The sequence below is a fragment of the Paenibacillus barengoltzii G22 genome (genome assembly GCF_000403375.2).
GTDB classification, from domain to species: domain Bacteria; phylum Bacillota; class Bacilli; order Paenibacillales; family Paenibacillaceae; genus Fontibacillus; species Fontibacillus barengoltzii.
The window spans coordinates 488,861-506,804 of sequence record NZ_KE159654.1; the positions used below are offsets into that span (position 1 = coordinate 488,861).

15 protein-coding genes are annotated in these 17,944 nt (G+C 47.4%); 2 read left to right on the plus strand and 13 right to left on the minus strand.

From position 1 onward, the window contains the following. Positions 1–2: 2 nt before the first annotated feature. Both C812_RS17015 and C812_RS17020 read right to left on the minus strand, forming a co-directional pair. The gene (locus C812_RS17015) at positions 3–425 is read right to left on the minus strand and encodes a Na(+)/H(+) antiporter subunit B (protein WP_016313896.1); all 423 of its coding nucleotides are present in this window, start codon (positions 423–425) and stop codon (positions 3–5) included. Next, a complete protein-coding gene (locus tag C812_RS17020) occupies positions 412–2,823 on the minus strand; it encodes a Na+/H+ antiporter subunit A (RefSeq protein ID WP_016313897.1) in 2,412 nt (803 codons plus the stop codon). The genes C812_RS17015 and C812_RS17020 overlap by 14 nt, the downstream gene beginning before the upstream one ends. Positions 2,824–2,951: 128 nt before the next feature. Between C812_RS17020 and C812_RS17025 the strand changes: the two genes are divergently transcribed. Continuing rightward, complete coding sequence (locus C812_RS17025) at positions 2,952–3,638, plus strand: universal stress protein (RefSeq protein ID WP_016313898.1); 687 nt, start codon at positions 2,952–2,954, stop codon at positions 3,636–3,638. A gap of 94 nt (positions 3,639–3,732) precedes the next feature. On the opposite strand, the gene C812_RS17030 is transcribed toward C812_RS17025, so the two are convergent. Continuing rightward, complete coding sequence (locus C812_RS17030; RefSeq protein ID WP_016313899.1) at positions 3,733–4,296, minus strand: tyrosine-type recombinase/integrase; 564 nt, start codon at positions 4,294–4,296, stop codon at positions 3,733–3,735. A 250-nt stretch (positions 4,297–4,546) separates the two neighbouring features. On the opposite strand from C812_RS17030, the gene C812_RS17035 reads away from it, so the two are divergent. Then, complete coding sequence (locus C812_RS17035) at positions 4,547–5,365, plus strand: helix-turn-helix transcriptional regulator (RefSeq protein ID WP_016313900.1); 819 nt, start codon at positions 4,547–4,549, stop codon at positions 5,363–5,365. On the opposite strand, the gene C812_RS17040 is transcribed toward C812_RS17035, so the two are convergent. The 10 genes from C812_RS17040 to C812_RS17085 form a co-directional block, all read right to left on the minus strand. Continuing rightward, complete coding sequence (locus C812_RS17040; protein ID WP_016313901.1) at positions 5,355–6,212, minus strand: carbohydrate ABC transporter permease; 858 nt, start codon at positions 6,210–6,212, stop codon at positions 5,355–5,357. The genes C812_RS17035 and C812_RS17040 overlap by 11 nt on opposite strands. A gap of 16 nt (positions 6,213–6,228) precedes the next feature. Then, positions 6,229–6,981 carry a carbohydrate ABC transporter permease gene (locus tag C812_RS17045; RefSeq protein WP_244268345.1) on the minus strand — a complete coding sequence of 251 codons (753 nt, stop codon included), beginning with the start codon at positions 6,979–6,981 and terminating at the stop codon, positions 6,229–6,231. A 238-nt stretch (positions 6,982–7,219) separates the two neighbouring features. Continuing rightward, positions 7,220–8,575: an ABC transporter substrate-binding protein gene (locus C812_RS21625; RefSeq protein ID WP_016313903.1), complete on the minus strand. Its 1,356-nt coding sequence runs from the start codon at positions 8,573–8,575 to the stop codon at positions 7,220–7,222. A gap of 380 nt (positions 8,576–8,955) precedes the next feature. Further along, entirely contained in the window at positions 8,956–9,597 is a 642-nt protein-coding gene (locus C812_RS17055) for a polysaccharide deacetylase family protein (protein ID WP_016313904.1), read from the minus strand. Between the two features lie 66 nt (positions 9,598–9,663). Then, complete coding sequence (locus tag C812_RS17060; RefSeq protein ID WP_016313905.1) at positions 9,664–11,148, minus strand: alpha-N-arabinofuranosidase; 1,485 nt, start codon at positions 11,146–11,148, stop codon at positions 9,664–9,666. Between the two features lie 32 nt (positions 11,149–11,180). After that, positions 11,181–11,996: a carbohydrate ABC transporter permease gene (locus tag C812_RS17065; RefSeq protein ID WP_244268346.1), complete on the minus strand. Its 816-nt coding sequence runs from the start codon at positions 11,994–11,996 to the stop codon at positions 11,181–11,183. A gap of 50 nt (positions 11,997–12,046) precedes the next feature. Then, a complete protein-coding gene (locus C812_RS17070; protein WP_016313907.1) occupies positions 12,047–12,916 on the minus strand; it encodes a carbohydrate ABC transporter permease in 870 nt (289 codons plus the stop codon). Between the two features lie 69 nt (positions 12,917–12,985). After that, positions 12,986–14,305, minus strand: a complete 1,320-nt coding sequence (locus C812_RS17075; RefSeq protein WP_009224914.1) for an extracellular solute-binding protein — start codon at positions 14,303–14,305, stop codon at positions 12,986–12,988. A gap of 101 nt (positions 14,306–14,406) precedes the next feature. Beyond that, positions 14,407–15,999 (minus strand): response regulator, encoded by a 1,593-nt coding sequence (locus C812_RS17080; protein ID WP_016313908.1) that lies wholly within the window; start codon positions 15,997–15,999, stop codon positions 14,407–14,409. Next, positions 15,987–17,810 (minus strand): cache domain-containing sensor histidine kinase, encoded by a 1,824-nt coding sequence (locus tag C812_RS17085; protein ID WP_016313909.1) that lies wholly within the window; start codon positions 17,808–17,810, stop codon positions 15,987–15,989. Before C812_RS17085 ends, C812_RS17080 begins: the two co-directional genes overlap by 13 nt. Positions 17,811–17,944: the final 134 nt, after the last annotated feature.

Sequence of the window (17,944 nt, forward strand, 5' to 3'; positions counted from 1 at the left end):
ATTTATCGATCCTCACTTATGCTTAGAATGATATTTACCGCCGTCCCTATGACCGCCAAGGCAACCCCCGTATCAAAAATCAGCGCGGAGGCCAGCTCGGTATCCCCGAATATCGGCAACTCCACGTGGCCGAAGGTTTGAGTCAGAAACGGCTCGCCGAAGATCACCCCGGCCATGCCGGTGAACACGGCAATCAGCACCCCAATCGCCGCGAGCTTCTTAAAATCCATGCGGATATTCTCTCTCACCTTCTCGATCCCATAGGACAAGTACAAAAGAACTATGGCCGATGCCGTGCTCAGCCCGCCGATAAATCCGCCGCCCGGATGATGATGGCCGTTCATGAACAGGTAAATCGAAAAGGTTAAGATAATGACGGCCGCCACGCGGGTGACGCTTTTTAAAATCACATCATTCGGTTTCATTGGGTTCCCTCCTTTTGGAACGCTGATGAACCAAGAGATAGACGCCCAGCCCGGCGATCGTCAGCACGGATATCTCCAGCATGGTGTCAAAGCCGCGGAAATCCACGAGGATGGCGTTGACGATATTTTTGGCCCCGGCCAGCTCATAGGCATTTTCGAAAAACGAGGTGATTGGCTCGAACAGCTTATGTCCGTTCGCAGCTAAAGCCAAGAGACTTACCGTTAATCCCATCGCCATGGAAATGATCAGATTCGTCAGCTTAAACGATAGGCGTTCGATGCTCTTCTTCAGCTTCGGTAAATGGTAGAAGCACAGCAAGAACAGAACCGTGGTCACCGTCTCCACCACCATTTGCGTTAATGCCAAATCAGGAGCCCTGAAGATGACGAAGAACATCGAAATCATATACCCTATCGCCCCCAAAGCTACAATTGCGACGATACGATTCGAGGCGAACAAGACGGTGAAGGCCGCGATGATCATTGCCACCACCAGTCCGGCTTCGAAGATCCCGATAGGAGCATCCTTGGAGAAATCAAGACTCAAGCCATAGAATCCTAATAGGGAAGCCATTAGCAATATCACAAAAAATGAAAAGATATAAATGAGATAATGTCTCAGCGAACCCGTCATATATCCATCGGTCAGCGATCGCGAGAACTTCTCGGATCCTTCCAGCCCCTGATTAAACCAGTGATTTAGCGTCAGCTTCTGCGGGAAGCTTCGAAGGGCCGGAATCCATCGTTTCGTTGTCCGAAAGAGGAATACCCCCAAGAGGATGACGCCCACGGTCATCAGCAATTCAAGGTTTAGGCCATGCCACGCACTGATTTTGAGATCATAGGCCGTCACAGACATCATCGGCAATACCGCGTTCAAAGCGGGCGTTAAAATATATTTTCCGAGAACATTCGGGAAGAAGAAAATCACAATCACGAGCACACCCAAAACGATCGGTGAGATCAGCATTCCCAAAGGGGCTTCATGCACTTCTTTCGTCAATCGTTCCGGACGGAAGCTGCCGCCGAAGGTTTTGAAGATAAAAATCATACAATACACAAAGGTGAATATGCTGGCTACCCAAGCCACGATCGGGAACAATAAGCCGATATGGCTAAGCCCAAAGATTCCCGCCTCAGCAACTTCATTGACCGCTGCAAAGAACATTTCCTTACTCAAAAAGCCGTTAAATGGCGGTAACCCAGCCATCGATAGACCGCCAACCAAGGCGATCGTAAACGTCACCGGCATCACCTGCAGCAAGCCGCCCAAATAGCGAATATCCCGCCGACCGGTCTCATGGTCAATAATGCCCACGACCATAAACAAGCTGCCTTTAAACGTGGAGTGGTTAAACAAATGAAATAGGGCGGCAAAGGTGGCTACCGTAAAGACCGTTCCGCTCTCCCCAGGCCCAAAATAAACTGCCAGCGAGCCGATCCCTAGCAAACACATGATCAATCCTAATTGACTGATCGTAGAATAAGCTAAGAGCGCTTTAAGATCGGTCTGTCTGAGCGCACTTAAGGAACCGTAAAGCAGCGTAATCAGCCCCACACCAGCGACCAGCCAGAACCAGACCGAGCTGCCGCCAAAGATCGGTGTCATTCGCGCCACCAAGTAAATGCCTGCCTTCACCATCGTTGCGGAATGGAGATAGCTGCTGACCGGAGTGGGTGCTTCCATCGCATCCGGCAGCCATATGCTAAAGGGGAACTGTGCCGATTTCGTAAATGCCCCCAATAACACGCACAGCATTGCCGGAATAAACAAAACATGATTTTGAATCAAATCCACGTTCGCAATCAATTCTCGAATGCTGTAGGTATCCGCCATCATAATCAACATAATGAATCCCGCTAACATGGCGATTCCGCCAAACACGGTTATCAACATCGCCTTCAACGCGCCTTGTCGGGAGCTTCGCCGCTCAAACCAATACGAGATCAATAAGAACGAGGACACGCTGGTCAACTCCCAGAAGCCGTAGAAGACCAGAAGGTGATCCGAGAATACGACGCCTAGCATGGCCCCCATGAACATCAGCAAATAGATGTAGAAGTTATGGAGCGCCTCCCGCTCCTTGGACATATAGAAGACCGAATAGAGAATAACCAGAGCCCCTACACCCGAAATCAGAAGCCCAAATAAGAGACCTAGTCCATCCACATAAGAAGTCAACTGGATATCTAACGTCGGAATCCACGGCAACGTATAGACATAGGTTTTCCCGCCTGCAACATCGGGTATATATTGTAATAAATAGACGAAGATGGATAGGGGGATAATGAGCACAAACCATCCTGTATGGACTTGACGATTCAAGTATTTATACAGAAAGGGTACGAGTATAGCACTTAACAACGGAAGAAAAATGAAGGTATAGAATGTAACCAAGCGCAATCCTCCTTACCTGAGAATCAATCTGACGATTATACGATTTGACGGGGGATGAAACATCCATTATAGTCGTACGTAGTTTATTGCAACGCTCTATTATTATCCTTTGAGGTGAATAATACAAAATGGATCATCCATGTAATGAAAGTGTTCTGGTTTGCGTTTATTATGGGCCGAACGGAGAACGACTAATCAAACGTGGTTGCAAAATTGCTAACCTGATGAAGGCCCCGCTATATATACTGACGGTAGATCCCAAACCTTTCGACGAATTGGATGCAGATAAGGTATTTCATATCGAACAGTGGAAAGAGTATGCCAATTCCCACCCAACAGCACAGTTTATTATGAAAGACAATGAAAGCCGCCCTGTTTATAAGGTCATTGCCGAAGTGGCTCGAGAGAAGAACATTACTCAAATCATCCTTGGACAGACGGCCCAGAGCCGTTGGGAACAAATGACGAAAGGGTCCATTATCAATGCCTTGATCCGGGAGATCCCCTTTGTGGACCTGCATCTGATTTCCGTTGCCCGTTATATTCCCGACGAGGAAGGGATTTATGAAAAGGGAGTTCGTGCTTACTTGATTAAAGACGGCGATCATTTTACCTTAAGCTTTAACCACCTCAAGGATGCCGAATATGAAGGGATCTTCTTCAAGGAAGCCAATACGGATTTCGATAATGGCATCTTCCGCTTTATGAAGGACGCTGAAACGCTTCAGGTCCTGGTCAAAGACGGAATCGTCAACGAACTCAAAAATGTGGACATTCAAACCGCGATGAATCGGGTCGCCGTAGAAGAACAGTAGGCAAAAGGGAATATTAACGAATGAGGGATAACAGACTCTCCGCATGCTTTATGTGGAGAGTTTTTTTGTGATTTGTCATGGCCAAACGGGAATGTTACAAATTAACGTCCACTTTGATCGGCAACCTTTCATTTTTATCAATCCCTAGATACTTTAGGGTTTCAGCGGTAGAGTGATGATGCAAGATCGACTTAATGATCGAGATGGCCACCCCTTTATAGTAGGCATGATAACCAAAGGTCTTGCGCAAAGTATGCGTTCCGATCTTCTCCGAAATGCCCACCTCTCTGGCCGAACGATTAATAATGCGATAAGCCTGCTGGCGGGTAATCGGCCGGCAATCCTTCTTGGACTTGAATAAGTAGTCCCCTGGCTGCCAATCGATCATGCTCAAATACTCCCTCAAAATTTCCCCGATATTGCAGTTGAGATAATGCGCCTGATCTTCCCCTGTTCGTTCATTCTTCACGTAAAGGAACTGCTTCGGCTTCTCCCCGTCCCACACATCCTCGACTGTCAGATTTAGCAAATCGATCAAACTGATACCTGTATTAATCCCCAGCACGAACAGTAATAAGTCTCGAACCGAATGTTTACGCAACTCCTCCTTCATCGCCTGAATGGTTTCAAGGTCTCGAATCGGATTAACAAACTCCACAGAGAATCCCTCCGCATAATGTTACATAATTTAATACTAACATATATTAAGTAACACCTCAATGAATGAGTGACTCAGATTCACCACGCTGCCTATCCCTTTAAAACAGGTTTGGACAAAAATGAAAGAGGCCCCTCCATGTTTCAGAAATGGCCCCTGAAAAGACGACGAACCGTTATTCATATTTCAATAGTTGTCCAAAAGTTGTCCCTTTATAATAGATAAAAACAAAATCACGAAGGTGAAAAGGATGACAAACATTTTTTATGTCGAGTACGATGCAACACATAACAGCCAGTTTGTCTTTGACATTCCGAATGGACATGATTGTTGGTTATTAGTCATCACGCAAACTCCCGCATTATTTTGGGTAGAGGGAAGCTTGAAGGAATATCCGCCCCACTGTGCAGTGCTTTATAAGCCGCATCAAAAAATATATTACCGGGCTTGTGCTGAACAATATATCAATGACTGGATCCGCTTTGAAACCGATGAACCTTACGTGATTGAATCCTCTTTGCCCTTTGGAATTCCCTTTCCATTAGATGACCCTGAATACTGTCACAAGCTGTTCCAGCTGCTGGTCATCGAGAACTCATTCAACAAAGACTACAGGAGATCGTCCATTGATCATCTGCTCCGAACGCTGTTTAATAAATTGCTGGAGTCTTACTTCCGCGAAGACATTGCTCCTCAGCACTATAACCTGATCAAGCTGCGGGCAGCCATTCATAATAACCCTGCCCACCCCTGGACCGTGTCAGAAATGGCTGAAATTTTGAGCATCAGCCCAGGGTATCTTCAAGTCATCTACAAGAAGACCTTCGGACTTTCTTGTATGGATGATGTGATTCAATGCCGCATTCGCTTAGCTAAAGAATACCTCATACATAGTCACTACACAGTTGCAGAGATTGCGGAACGGTGCGGATATCGAAATGTAGAGCACTTCTGCAGACAATTCAAGCAAATGACCGGTACCTCGCCAAGGAAATATCCCAAGCTCAATACCGGTCCAAATATAAATAGAGATGATGATAAGACCAAATCATTGGAAATTAACCTTTGATGCCGGTCATGGTGATCCCCTGAACAAAATACTTTTGCCCGATAAAGAATAAAATGAGTACGGGAATGACCGTGATTAAGGATACCGCCATCAGCATCTGAATCTGTGAGGAACCGAAGGAATTCTGGAAAAATTGCAAACCGATTGCCAGTGTAAAGTTATGATCACTGTTTAAATAGATCAGTGGAGACATGTAGTCATTCCAATGGAAGGTCACCGACATGAGACCCACCGTAATCAAAGCTGGTTTGATAGCAGGCAGCAATATTTTGTAATAGATCTGAAAAGCATTAGCGCCGTCAATATATGCGGCTTCATCTAGGTCTTTCGGAATCGTCTTGAAGAATTGCCGCAGCAGAAAGATATTAAACGCACCTCCACCAAAAAAGGAGGGAATAATCAAAGGCATTAACGTGTCCAACCAGCCCAGCTTGGTAAACAAGAGGTAGGTCGGAACCAGAGTCACCTGACTGGGGAGCATCATCGTCGCAAGCACGACAGTAAACAGTACACCGTTAAACCGGGATTTAAATCGTGCAAAGCCATAAGCGACCAAAGAAGCCGAAATAACGGTTCCTAGCGTGGCAAGCACCGTTACGGTTAGGGTGTTCAATGTATACCGGGTGAAATCCGCATACTGCCATCCTTCAACGAAGTTGTTCCATGTGAACGTCTTCGGAATGATTTTGGGAGGCAGGGTATAAGCTTCTGAAGGAATTTTAAGAGCAGTGGAAATCATCCATATAAATGGGAAGATAAAAATAACAGCTACGACCGTTAACACCAAATAACTCAACACGGTGGTAATCCGGTCGGTGTTTTTTTTACTTCTATAATAAGCCTCCATGGCTGCACCTCTCATATTAGTTATCGTAATATACCCAGTGTCTGGAGGTCCGGTTTACGATTTGAGTAATAATCATGATGACGATAAACAATAACCAGGCCAAGGTCGAAGCGTAACCCATTTCGTAATATTTAAAGCCGCTGTTGTAAATATGCATCATATACGTATAGGTTGCATAGCTGGGACCGCCTTCGGTCAAAATGTAGGGCTGCATAAAAATTTGGAAGCCGCCGATGATCCCCATGACCAGGTTGAAATAAAGCGTTGGCGTTACCAACGGCAAAGTAATCCGGGTGATTTTCACGAAACTGTTGGCCCCATCTATTTCAGCACTTTCATACAGGGCTTCCGGTATATCCTGCAGTCCTGCGAGAGTAATGATAATGGAATTGCCAATCGTCCAAATCCCCATAATGATAATCGCCGGCATCGCCCATCTGGTATCACTCAACCAACTAGGCCCATTGATGCCGAACAGAGATAGAAAATAATTCACAAGTCCAAATTGGGAGTTGAAAATCCATCCCCAGAGCAACGTCACCGCAACACCAGAGGTGATATAGGGAATGTAGAAGCTGGTTCGAAAGAAGCCCACTCCCTTGAGCTTTTGATTGAGCAACAGGGCAATCCCAAAAGATGCGAACAAGCTAAGCGGAACCGAAACGAGCACAAAGTAAAGCGTATTAACCAATGAACGGTAAAACAGTGTGTCCTCCTTGAAGGCCCTGACTAGATTGGCCAAGCCGATGAATCGGCCGGATCCGGCCATATCCATATTGGTGAACACTAAGATAATAGAGAAAACCATGGGATATAGGGTAAAGATCAAAAAACCCAAAAGCCATGGCGAAGTGAAGAGAAAGAAGTGCTTCTCCTCTCTTTTGGGGATTCTCATTTTTTGCACCTTCATTCTTTCGCCTCCGTGACTGCCTTCGCTTGAGATTATAGGAAGGGAGGATTCACGAATCCTCCCTTTCATCAACAGTTCATTCTTCTTTTGTTATGAATTATTTACTTTGATGGATCGAGTCAAAAGCGGCCTGGATTTGTGAAGCAAAGGCTCCTGCTGCTTCCTCTGCAGATTTGCCCTGAACCGTAACCTCCTGCCAGACCTGCTCATACAGATCGCCAGCTTTAGCGATGGATCCGCCCCAAGGGAACGTTATCGCATCCTGCAACCCCGTCACAAAATCCAACATGGAGATATCCGTTCCTTCAATCTTCAAGTTAGCGAATGTAGTATCGGCCGACTCCTTAAGTGCCGGAAGATTCACCTTACTGTACAGATCGCCTACCTCTTTATTGAGGGAAACCGTTTTAATATAAGCCCATGCAGCTTCTTTATTCTTGGAGTCTTTGTTCATCGCAAATCCCGTTTGGAATTTAATGTTAACCGTTTTTCCGGACGGATCCTTTGGCAGCATGACGATTCCCCATTCGAAGTTGGACCCGATATTTTTAGCAATCGTCGAGGCTTCAAAGAGACCAAGTGGATACATCGCTGCTTTCCCCGCCGCGAACATCTGATCCATCGGCATACTCTTGGCGGCAGCATCATCCGGCATCGCTTTAGCTTTCACGAGGTCGCCAAACAATTGGTATCCCTTCAGTGTATTTTCATCATCCAGTGTCTGCTTGGTCCAATCTTCATTATACGGCGCTCCACCGTAGACAAATGGGGCAAAGCTTTGCAAGATCCAGTGAGATACAATCCCATAAATTCGATTGGCTCCTTCACCTGAAGAAACCTGTTTTGCGATATTCGCAAAGTCATCCCAAGTCCAGTCGTTTGTCGGGTACGGAACACCTGCTTTGTCAAAAATTTCTTTATTATAGGCAATCATAAAGTCCGAAGCAGTTGCCGGCATGCCTTCGCGTTTTCCATCCGGATCCACATATCCTCCGTCAACGCCTTCTGTAAACAGGGCCTCAAGATCTAGCTGATCCCTTTCAATGTATGGGTTCAGATCTTCAAACCACTTGGTCCGCAGCCCCTTCCAGTCTGGAGACATCATGATCACATCACCGGCATTTCCTGCGGCCAGGGCTGCATCCAGCTTCACATCAACATTGTCCGCCGGAAGCCATACTTCATTCACCTTCACTTTAGGATATAGCTTCTTGAAGACCTTCGTAGCATCTTTTCGAGATTGAAGCTCCTCTCCGCCGCCCCATCCGAATACTGTAATTTCTCCGGAAATTTCTTGCTCTGAATTAGCACCATTCCCTGCAGCAGAGTCATTTCCTGTAGCCGTGTCACTTCCTGCAGCAGTGTTCCCCGCCTGATTACTGTTGCCGCCTCCGCAGGCGGTGAGTCCAGTCATGAAGACGACGATGAATAAAATGAGCAAATATTTTTTCATATGCAGATCCCCCTTTGCCGGATTCACGGATATGTGTTTCAAACGACAAATGAACATTAAGTCCTAAGTGGATTCCCTTGCATGATAATTGATCTATTCTTATTCCAGTACATTTAGCCTACGCCCCCGACCCAGCAGACACCTCCCATTTCATTAACTTGGTTATCCTTTTGCACTGATAGCGCTTCCAATGCTATTTAAAAAATAAAGCTTTTGCCTATTTGAAAACAATGATCTATCCTTATTGATTTTTGATATATAATCATATTTAAAATTTTACATTAATAGCAGCATTTCGGTTTTTTATAAAAAAGACGCCTCCGTTTCAGCAATATCTGCTGATCGAAGACGTCTATTCGAAGCAACTCAATTATCAAAATCTAGTTTAGCAAGCTGTTGCCAGCTAACTCCATTAACTCACGGATTGTCACAAACCGATACCCCTGGTCAGCCAATTCCGCAACAAGCACCCGAACGGCCTCAACTGTCTGAGTACGATCGCCATACCCGTCATGGAACAGGAAGATGCTGCCGTTATCAACAGTCGCCCTCGTCTGCTCCAAGATGTACTCTACGCCGGGTTGGGGCTGTTCCCAGTCCTTGGCCTCGCCATTGACGCAACCAATCACATCGTATCCGAACTCAGCTGCAAGCGAGAACACATCCTCATTCACGGCAAAATAAGGTGGTCTGAAACTCGAGGGATGACGCCCGGTCACACGTCGAATCCGCTCGCTCGCCTGTTTGATTTCCCCGCGCGCTTCCCCTTGAGTCAACAGCGTTAAATCAGGATGCGAATACGTGTGGTTCCCAATCTCATGCCCAGCGGCATGAACTTCCTTGGCGAGTTCTTCAAATGCATCCACCTCTTGACCAATCATGAAAAATGTCGCCTTCCCATTCACCTTCCGGAAAATATCCAGCACTTGTCTCGTAAATACGGGATGGGGCCCATCGTCGAACGTAAAGGCGACGACCTTCTCTCGGGTGGGGACCCGATGCACCAACGAACCATTGGACATGATGGTATTCCTCCGATTATCCGCGTTTTAACTCGCTTAATGTCTTCTAACCTCTCTCATTTCTCTCTAGGAAAACGACAACACCACCACCGACATCGGCGGCAATTTGACCGACAAGCTGCCTTCATTTACATCAGTAAACCCGTCAAAATCCTGCGGCTTCACCGTCTCTGGCTGATCAAAGGTATTGTGGGCATTCATATCCGTATGGGTTAGGATGCGGCCCGCGACCTTCTTCGCCTCTCCCAATCCGCGCAACTGCAGCGTGACATCTGCCTGCTGATGCGGGTGAACGTTGCACAGACTGATGTCGATGGTGCCGTCTGCCCGTTTAGAGGCCGAACCGCTAACTTGAGGAATGGTATCCTCACCCATACGGTACTCGTCTGTCTCAAGGTGAAGCGCAAGGGCTTCCGCATCCTGATGGACCTTGAACATTTCAAAGACATGGTAGGTCGGCGTCTGCAACATCTTCTCGCCTTCGGTTAAGATCATCGCCTGCAGGACGTTTACGGTCTGGGCGATGTTCGCCATATGAACGCGATCGCAGTGACGATGGAAGATGTGAAAATGCAAGCCGGCGACGAGCGCATCCCGCATGGAGTTTTGCTGGTACAGGAAGCCGGGATTCGTGCCTGGCTCAACCTGGAACCAGTTCCCCCACTCATCAATAATCAGCCCAATTCGTTTCTGCGGATCATATTGGTCCATAATCGCCGAATGCCGCGTAATTAACTCGTCCATGTGAAGTGCCAGCTTCATCGTCTCAAACCATTCGGCCTCATCGAAGCCCAGCGCAGGGCGTTTGACCTCAAATCCGCCCGGAACGGTATAGTTGTGCAAGCTGAGTCCATCCATCAACGGACCGGCTAGACGCATTAGCGTTTCCGTCCAATGATAGTCATCGACATTGGCGCCCCCGGCTATTTTATAGATCCGGTTCTCCCCATAATTTCGGACATACGTTTGATACCGGCGATATTCGTCAGCGTAATACTCCGCCCGCATATTGCCGCCGCAGCCCCAGTTCTCGTTGCCGACGCCAAAGTACTTCAATTTCCATGGCTTCTCCCGCCCATTTTCTCGGCGCCAGTTGGCCATTGGCGATTCACCATCGAAGGTCATATACTCGACCCACTCTTGCATCTCTTGCACGGTGCCGCTCCCGACATTACCGCAAATATAAGGCTCTGCACCAAGCAGTTCACACAAATCAAAAAATTCATGCGTGCCGAAGTGGTTATTCTCCACCACGCCGCCCCAGTGGGTGTTCACCATCCGCTTGCGTTGCTCTCGCGGCCCGACGCCGTCCTTCCAGTGGTACTCGTCGGCAAAGCAGCCGCCCGGCCAGCGAAGCACCGGGATGTTCAAACCACGTAACGCCTCCACCACATCGTTCCGGATGCCTCGGGTATTCGGAATCGGCGAATCCTCGCCAACCCAAATCCCTTCATATATACAACGGCCGAGATGCTCAGCGAAATGTCCGTAGATATGGCGACTGATCGTTCCAACGGTCTGGTCAGCACTTACCGTCATCGTTGCCTTCATCGCAAGTTTCTCCCTTCACGCCTGTAATTGTCTTATCCTTTCACTGCGCCTGCAATCATGCTCTGTTGTACTTGCTTGTTTAAGAGCAAATAAATGATCACCGTTGGGATGGTTGTGATCATAAGCCCGGCCCCAATAATGCCCCACTGCGTAATGTAGGTTCCGACCATCGACATCATTCCCACTGTTAATGTTTGATAATGCGTGTCATTAATGAATGTCACCGCAAACATCAGTTCATTCCAGCAGGAAAGGAAGGTAAAGATCGATACGGTGGCAATCGCCGGACGAATCAACGGAAGAATAATATAGAAGTACGTTCTGTAGACACCGCACCCGTCCATCACCGCAGATTCTTCGAGTTCGCGAGGGACGCCTTTGAAGAAGCTTCCCAGAATGAACACCGCCATGGGAATTCCAAACGCCACATACGGGATAATCAGCGACCAGTAAGTATTCAGCAAGTGCAAGCTCTTCAACACCATGAACAGCGGCAGCAAAGCCGCATGAATGGGAACCATCATCCCAAGCAGAATTAAAGTCATCGTTGCGTTGCTAAGCTTCCAATTCATTCTCGTGATGGCATAAGCGGCCATCGAGGACAGAATCAGCACCAGGATGATGGAGGCCGCAGTGACCAACACGCTGTTGCCGAAATAATTCATCACATTACCGTCAGATAAGGCTTTGGTATAGTTACTCCATAGAAGCTTCTTCGGGAAGCCCGCGACATCGCCGCTGAAGATTTCACTATTGTCTTTCAACGAGAAGAACGCCAGCCAAATAAGGGGATAGACCTGAACGAACGCTACGATGATGAGAAAGAATTGCAACAGGAATTTTCCCAAGAAGGCTCTCTTGGGCAACCTTACTTCTGCAGTATTCAATATGCTCCCCCCTATTCGGTCTTGAAGAATTTATTAATCAGAATCGTAAACACCAAGCATTCTAGAATAATAAAGACAGATACCGCGCTGCCATATCCATATCTGTACGTATTAAAAATAGTCGTGTACATCAACGTGCTTGGTACCTCAGTAGCAAACAGCGGCCCGCCGCCCGTAAGTACATATACCAGATCAAAGACTTTGAAGGCTCCGATAATGGAGAAGACAAGACATACTTTCAATATAGGCCTCATCAGCGGGATTGTAATGGAGAAGGCCGTCCGAATACGGGAAGCTCCGTCCATTTTCGCCGCTTCGAAGATTTCCTGCGAGATCGATTTCGCTCCGGCATACATCAGGAGCATATGATAACCGACATACTGCCAGAGGGTTGGAATGAAAGAAGCCGCGAGTGCGGTCTTCTTCTGACCGAGCCAGTCCTGGGCTAATTCAGACAAACCAATATTCTCAAGCAATGTATTTAAAAGGCCGTAATCCGCATTGTAGATTTTGGACCATAATTGCGCGATCACAACGGTGGAGATCAGTACCGGAATAAAGTACACCGTTCTATAAAAGCCCTCGCCTTTGACCGAAGATGCCAAAATCAAGGCAAGCAACAGAGAAATCGGCAATTGAATGAAAACAGACGCTGCCGCAAACAGGAAGGAGTTTCGGATCGACAGTAAGGCCCGGGAATCCGTAAACATCTCCACATAATTATCTAGTCCAACAAACGTTCCCTTACCGACGCCATTCCAATCCAATACGCTATAATAACTCGATACGAAAATCGGAACTAAGACGATCCCGCAAAAAATGAGAAGGGTAGGAAGCACAAATATCGCGATCGCTTTCTTATTGGAAAAAACTGTGTTCATGTGAGTTCTCCTCTCAAAGATGTGGTCAGGGATCCCCCTGACCACATCTGGTTTGAGATTATACTAGAATCAAAGTTTGAGTTCCGTCGGTTGGAGCTGCGCCATCTGTTTACAGAACTCTTCCGGCGTAATGTCACCAGCAAGAAGCGATGCAATCAAGTTCTTATGCGTTTCCGCAGATTCGGCAGGGAGAATATTATCCCACCAGGTAATAAACGAAGTCGCTGTCGACATAATCTCGGCAGCCGAACGATCCAGCGAAGAGAGGCTCGATGTGTCTAGTCCATCGATTTTCCAGCTTGGGAGACCCGCTCCTGCCAGATAGCCTTGCGTTCCGAGCTGTTCACTCAAATACATCAAGAAATCAACGGCTTCTTTAGGATGCTTCGTGTTGCTGCTGATGTAGAAACCATCCACCGCTCCGCCAAAAATTTCCGTCACCTTACCTTTACCATCTTCAAATACAGGGAATGGAACGACTTGAACCTTGCCTTTTGTCGCCGAGGACGGATCCTCAATGCCTGCATTTACCCAGTTCGCTTGGAACATCATCGCACCGCTGCCCGCATTAAATGCCCCCAGCATCTCGTCATAGCTCATGCTCAACATGCTGCTGTTGAATGCCCCAACCTTCGCGAGTTCCTGCATTTTGGCAGCTGCAGCGACGAAATCCGGCGAATCCCATTTGGATGGATCTTTGAAGGCTTCGATCACCGCATCATATCCTGCCTGACGCATCGCGATAATGTCATACCAATACATGCCCGGCCAGCGGTCTTTCTCGCCGATCAACGCCGGTGTAATTCCTGCTGCCTTCAATTTCTCTACCGCATCAAGCAGTTCGGTATAAGTGGTTGGAATTTTGGCTCCCGCTTTATCGAACAGCTCGGTATTCACATAGAGATTGGCAATATGGGTGTAAACGGGGAGAGTATAAATTTTGCCGTCGGTTTCAATCGCTTCGGCCATCCCCGGCCCCATCTTGGACTTGATTTCATCTGTCAAATAGCTGGAGATTTCCAGTACGTTGCCGGATTCAATGTAAGGCTGCATGAAGCTTCCGCCGCCCATACCGTAAAAGAGGTCAGGTGCTTCGTTGGCTGCCAGCGATGTTTTGATTTTCGTCTTATATTGCTCGCCTGTCGTACCTGTTCGTTCAACCTGGATGTTGGGATGCTCTTTGTTCCACTTCTCAACAATTTCCGGCAGCAATTTTGCCGATGGATCCGTATTCCCTACGGATTGATCCCAAAGCGTCAACTTAATGGAATCGCTTCCACTTCCGCCCGAAGATTTCTCTCCAGAGGAATTGGATGAGCACGCTGCTAAGCTTCCTGCTAGACCTACCGCTAAAACGATACTCATGGATCTTTTTAATAACGCTTTCATCTCTTTGACCTCCCAATAGAATTCGATGCATCTAAAGCCATTTTAGGGAAGTCGATGGGAATCCTCCATTCACAAAACGCGCATCCCCTTGTAAAATTCGATCATCCTTGTTGGCATTTTCCAACCCTATACTCGTTCATTGATCTGCCCATGACCTTCTTGAACAAGATGCTAAAATAATGCGGGTCCGTAATCCCCACCTGTGCCCCAATCTCGTAACCTTTTAAATCGGTTGTTTTGAGAAGCGTCTCTGCTTTCTTCATACGCAGGTTCGTCAAATACTCGACAAAGGTCTGACCCGTCTCCTTCTTCATCAACCGTCCCAAATGACCCGGACTTACAAAGAAGGCTGCCGCGGTACTAGCCAACCCCACCTCCGGATCTCCCAGATTTTCTTCCAGGTAGGCTTTCACCTGACTGATCAGGTTCCCTTCCTTGTCTTGCCTCTTCGACAAAATTGCCTCCGAAACCAAAACGACGTAGCGCTCCAAGGTTTGGAGTAGTTCCGGCAAATTGTCGGCTGTCATGACAGCGAGCATCGTTTCTTTAAGCAGCCCCTGTTCTTCCTCAATCCCTTGCTCTGTGATCGCACGCTGGCATTCATGGATCACATCCAACGCGGCCATACGGAAATCCGATTCGCTTGAGAATGACAGACCAAAAATCTGGCTTAGCAGCTGCACTGCACGTTCGGACGATCCGACGCTAACATAAAACTGCAGCTGTCGCAGAAGCTCTGGATCGGATTGGTACGTCTCTTCCCGGTTCCCGATCATTTCTTCATAACATACGACTTGATTATTCCCGACGAAGGCTTTGTAGCGGATGGCTCGGCAGGCCTCTTGATAGCTCAGACGTGCGTCTTGCACATTCTCACGCTTTCGGCCGACTCCAATGTTGACCAAACATTGAGTAGAAGCGAGGAGATAAGCCATCAGTGATTCACAAGTCTCCGCGAGCTCTCTCCCCGGATAAAATGAGACGAGGATGAATTGATTACGGGTCTCGGATAAGATCTCAACCAGCGGATCGTTCTGGAAAAACAGCTCGATCTGATGCTTGCACACCAGCCCCAGCATAATCAGCTGCTCCTCAGTGTGTTTCTCGGAGACCGGAGCGATCTCGACAACCGCAACCTGAAACCCGCTGCTCTGCCGGAATGCAGGTAATTTGAAGTAATCGGCCTGCTCGACTATTTCCTCCCGGGACAACGCGCCGTTCAACCACTGAAATAGAAATCTTTCGCGCAGATAGGGCAAGTTCCGCTCCATCTCCTCCTTCATCTTTGAGATTTCCTTGGCCCGTGTTCGCTCTTCATGAATTTTCTGCTTGAGATTCCCCGCAACATGAAGCAGGTCCGAGGCTCGGATGGGCTTCAATAGGAAGTCGAATATCCCAATTTTGATGCCCTGCTGTGCGTATTCGAACTCGTCATGACCGCTCACAACCACGATTTTGATGTGTGGATACCTCTCGAGTACTCTTCGGCTAAGCTCAATCCCATCCATATTGGGCATATAAATATCGGTAAAGATAATATCTGGATTCTGCTCCTCCACCAGCTCCAGCGCTTCTTGGGCATTGGAGGCTTCCCCCGTGATCTCGAAGCCCTCCTGTTCCCAATCGATACGTAAACGAATCAAATTCCGAATCAAATGTTCATCATCAACGATCAAAACCTTTAATTTTTCCATGGCGAATCTACTCCAATCGGTAAGGTTAAAGTAATTGTCGTTCCGACTCCAGGTTCACTATCAATATGTAAAACATCTCGATCATCATAAAAGATCCGCAATCGTTCCTTGGTTCCCCAAAGCCCAAAGCTCTTGATCTGACCTTGTCTTTCCGTAAGTAAGATTTCCTCGATTTCCTCCTTCGACATCCCCACGCCGTCATCTGATATGGTGATGACCACAGCAGAATCTACAGATCTCGTGCTGATTCGTATGATGCCTTTGGTTCCTTTAGGTCTTATGCCATGATACAGCGAGTTCTCAACCAACGGCTGCAGCACCAGCTTGGGAATTGGGATCATGGCACATTCCCTATCTACCTCGAACTGGGCCTCGAAGACATTGTCGTACCGTACGCTCTGGATCTTCAAATAATTGCGGACCATCTCGATTTCTTCCGAAACGGTAATGACGTCCTGACCTTTGCTAACACTTAAGCGATAGTAGGTTCCCAACGCCTCGATCAGCCCACATACCTGCTCATTGTCTCCGGATAGTGCCAGCGAAGTAATGGAGTCCAACGTGTTGTATAGGAAGTGAGGTTTGATCTGAGACTGAAGCGCATTGAGTTCTGCTCTGCGTATCGTCTTCTGTTCTTCGATGACGCGCTTTAACAGTTGATCAATTTGCTCAATCATCTGGTTATATCCGTCGTACAACTGTTCCATCTCGAAGCTGTTCCGCTCAGCGCTGACCTTCATGAAGTTCCCGCTTGGCGCTCGATTCATAGCCCGCAGCAGCTTCTGAATCGGCTTAATAATGCTGCGCGAGATGATAAAGGAGCTAACGAAGAAAATCGTTCCGTTAATGAGCAACAGCCCGAAAGCCAACAGGACCAAAGATTGATTTCGGAACTCCATGTTCTTATGCGGCGAGAGGCTCACGAACTTCCAGTTATAAGCCCCGCCCGACAAATAAGTTACCGTATATTTCAGGGAGCCTAAATGGACGATTAAATTCCCTGAGTCACTTTGCTGAAATCGATCCTCTAGTAATGCTAGGTTAGTATTCAACAGCTCAAATATTGCCGATCTTCCGGGCTCATCCGTGGAATCAGCAACAATGGTCTGATTATTCTCATCCAGAATGGCAATTTGCAACGAAGTTTCACTGAGCAGATTCGAATAGGCTTGTACCAACGCATCATCCTTGATCTCGATGACCAATACCCCAAGGGGTGCTGTGTTATCGAGATCCCGAATCAACCGGATGAAGGAAACGATATTCCCGCCGGATGTCCCCTCCCCGCCTCTACGATCCAGTCTCAGAATATATTTGCCGTTATTGCTCAATACCTGTTCGTACCAAGGGGCGTCCTTGATGTTCACCTCCATGTACGTCGGCAGCTCCTGGGTGGCAACTGAAAAACGATGTCCTCCATTATCGTAAATATGTACCGAGTCGATAATCGGAACCGCTTGCATTAAGTTGTATAAATAAGCGCTGACCTTCGATTGGGTTTGAAGGTTAGCATACACATCCCCTTGCCGAAGCAAGTTCTGCAGATTGCGGTCCGAGAAAATCATCTTCGAATAGTTGTTCACATTCTCGATCATCAGGTCTATGTTCGTTCGAATCGATGTAATCGTTTGCAAAGATGCTTCGTTAATTTTCTTCTGGGCGGAGTTCGCCGCGATTTGATTCAATACCAAGTAGCTGAAGCCTACGGTCAGCAGTATGACCAAGAAATAGGCAGACGGGATCTTAAATGCTAGTTTTCTTGGTTTACCGTAACTCATCATTCTAAAGCTGTCCCTGAGTTGTGCCCTCATTTCATCGGCCTCCTGCTTCTGATGCGAATATCTATAACCCCCATTATATAACGACCGTCTCTCCTATGGGACATAGCCGATTTCATTCTACCTTAAGGCCATCTGTCACCTCAGTGACAAATGGCCTTGGAATT

What these genes read in the sequence shown, in the direction of transcription:
- C812_RS17015 (WP_016313896.1), bottom strand. Translation starts at nt 425, where the DNA reads ATGAAACCGAATGATGTGATTTTAAAAAGCGTCACCCGCGTGGCGGCC.
- C812_RS17025 (WP_016313898.1), top strand. Translation starts at nt 2,952, where the DNA reads ATGGATCATCCATGTAATGAAAGTGTTCTGGTTTGCGTTTATTATGGG.
- C812_RS17035 (WP_016313900.1), top strand. Translation starts at nt 4,547, where the DNA reads ATGACAAACATTTTTTATGTCGAGTACGATGCAACACATAACAGCCAG.
- C812_RS17040 (WP_016313901.1), bottom strand. Translation starts at nt 6,212, where the DNA reads ATGGAGGCTTATTATAGAAGTAAAAAAAACACCGACCGGATTACCACC.
- C812_RS17045 (WP_244268345.1), bottom strand. Translation starts at nt 6,981, where the DNA reads ATGGCCGGATCCGGCCGATTCATCGGCTTGGCCAATCTAGTCAGGGCC.
- C812_RS21625 (WP_016313903.1), bottom strand. Translation starts at nt 8,575, where the DNA reads ATGAAAAAATATTTGCTCATTTTATTCATCGTCGTCTTCATGACTGGA.
- C812_RS17055 (WP_016313904.1), bottom strand. Translation starts at nt 9,597, where the DNA reads ATGTCCAATGGTTCGTTGGTGCATCGGGTCCCCACCCGAGAGAAGGTC.
- C812_RS17060 (WP_016313905.1), bottom strand. Translation starts at nt 11,148, where the DNA reads ATGAAGGCAACGATGACGGTAAGTGCTGACCAGACCGTTGGAACGATC.
- C812_RS17070 (WP_016313907.1), bottom strand. Translation starts at nt 12,916, where the DNA reads ATGAACACAGTTTTTTCCAATAAGAAAGCGATCGCGATATTTGTGCTT.
- C812_RS17075 (WP_009224914.1), bottom strand. Translation starts at nt 14,305, where the DNA reads ATGAAAGCGTTATTAAAAAGATCCATGAGTATCGTTTTAGCGGTAGGT.
- C812_RS17080 (WP_016313908.1), bottom strand. Translation starts at nt 15,999, where the DNA reads ATGGAAAAATTAAAGGTTTTGATCGTTGATGATGAACATTTGATTCGG.
- C812_RS17085 (WP_016313909.1), bottom strand. Translation starts at nt 17,810, where the DNA reads ATGAGGGCACAACTCAGGGACAGCTTTAGAATGATGAGTTACGGTAAA.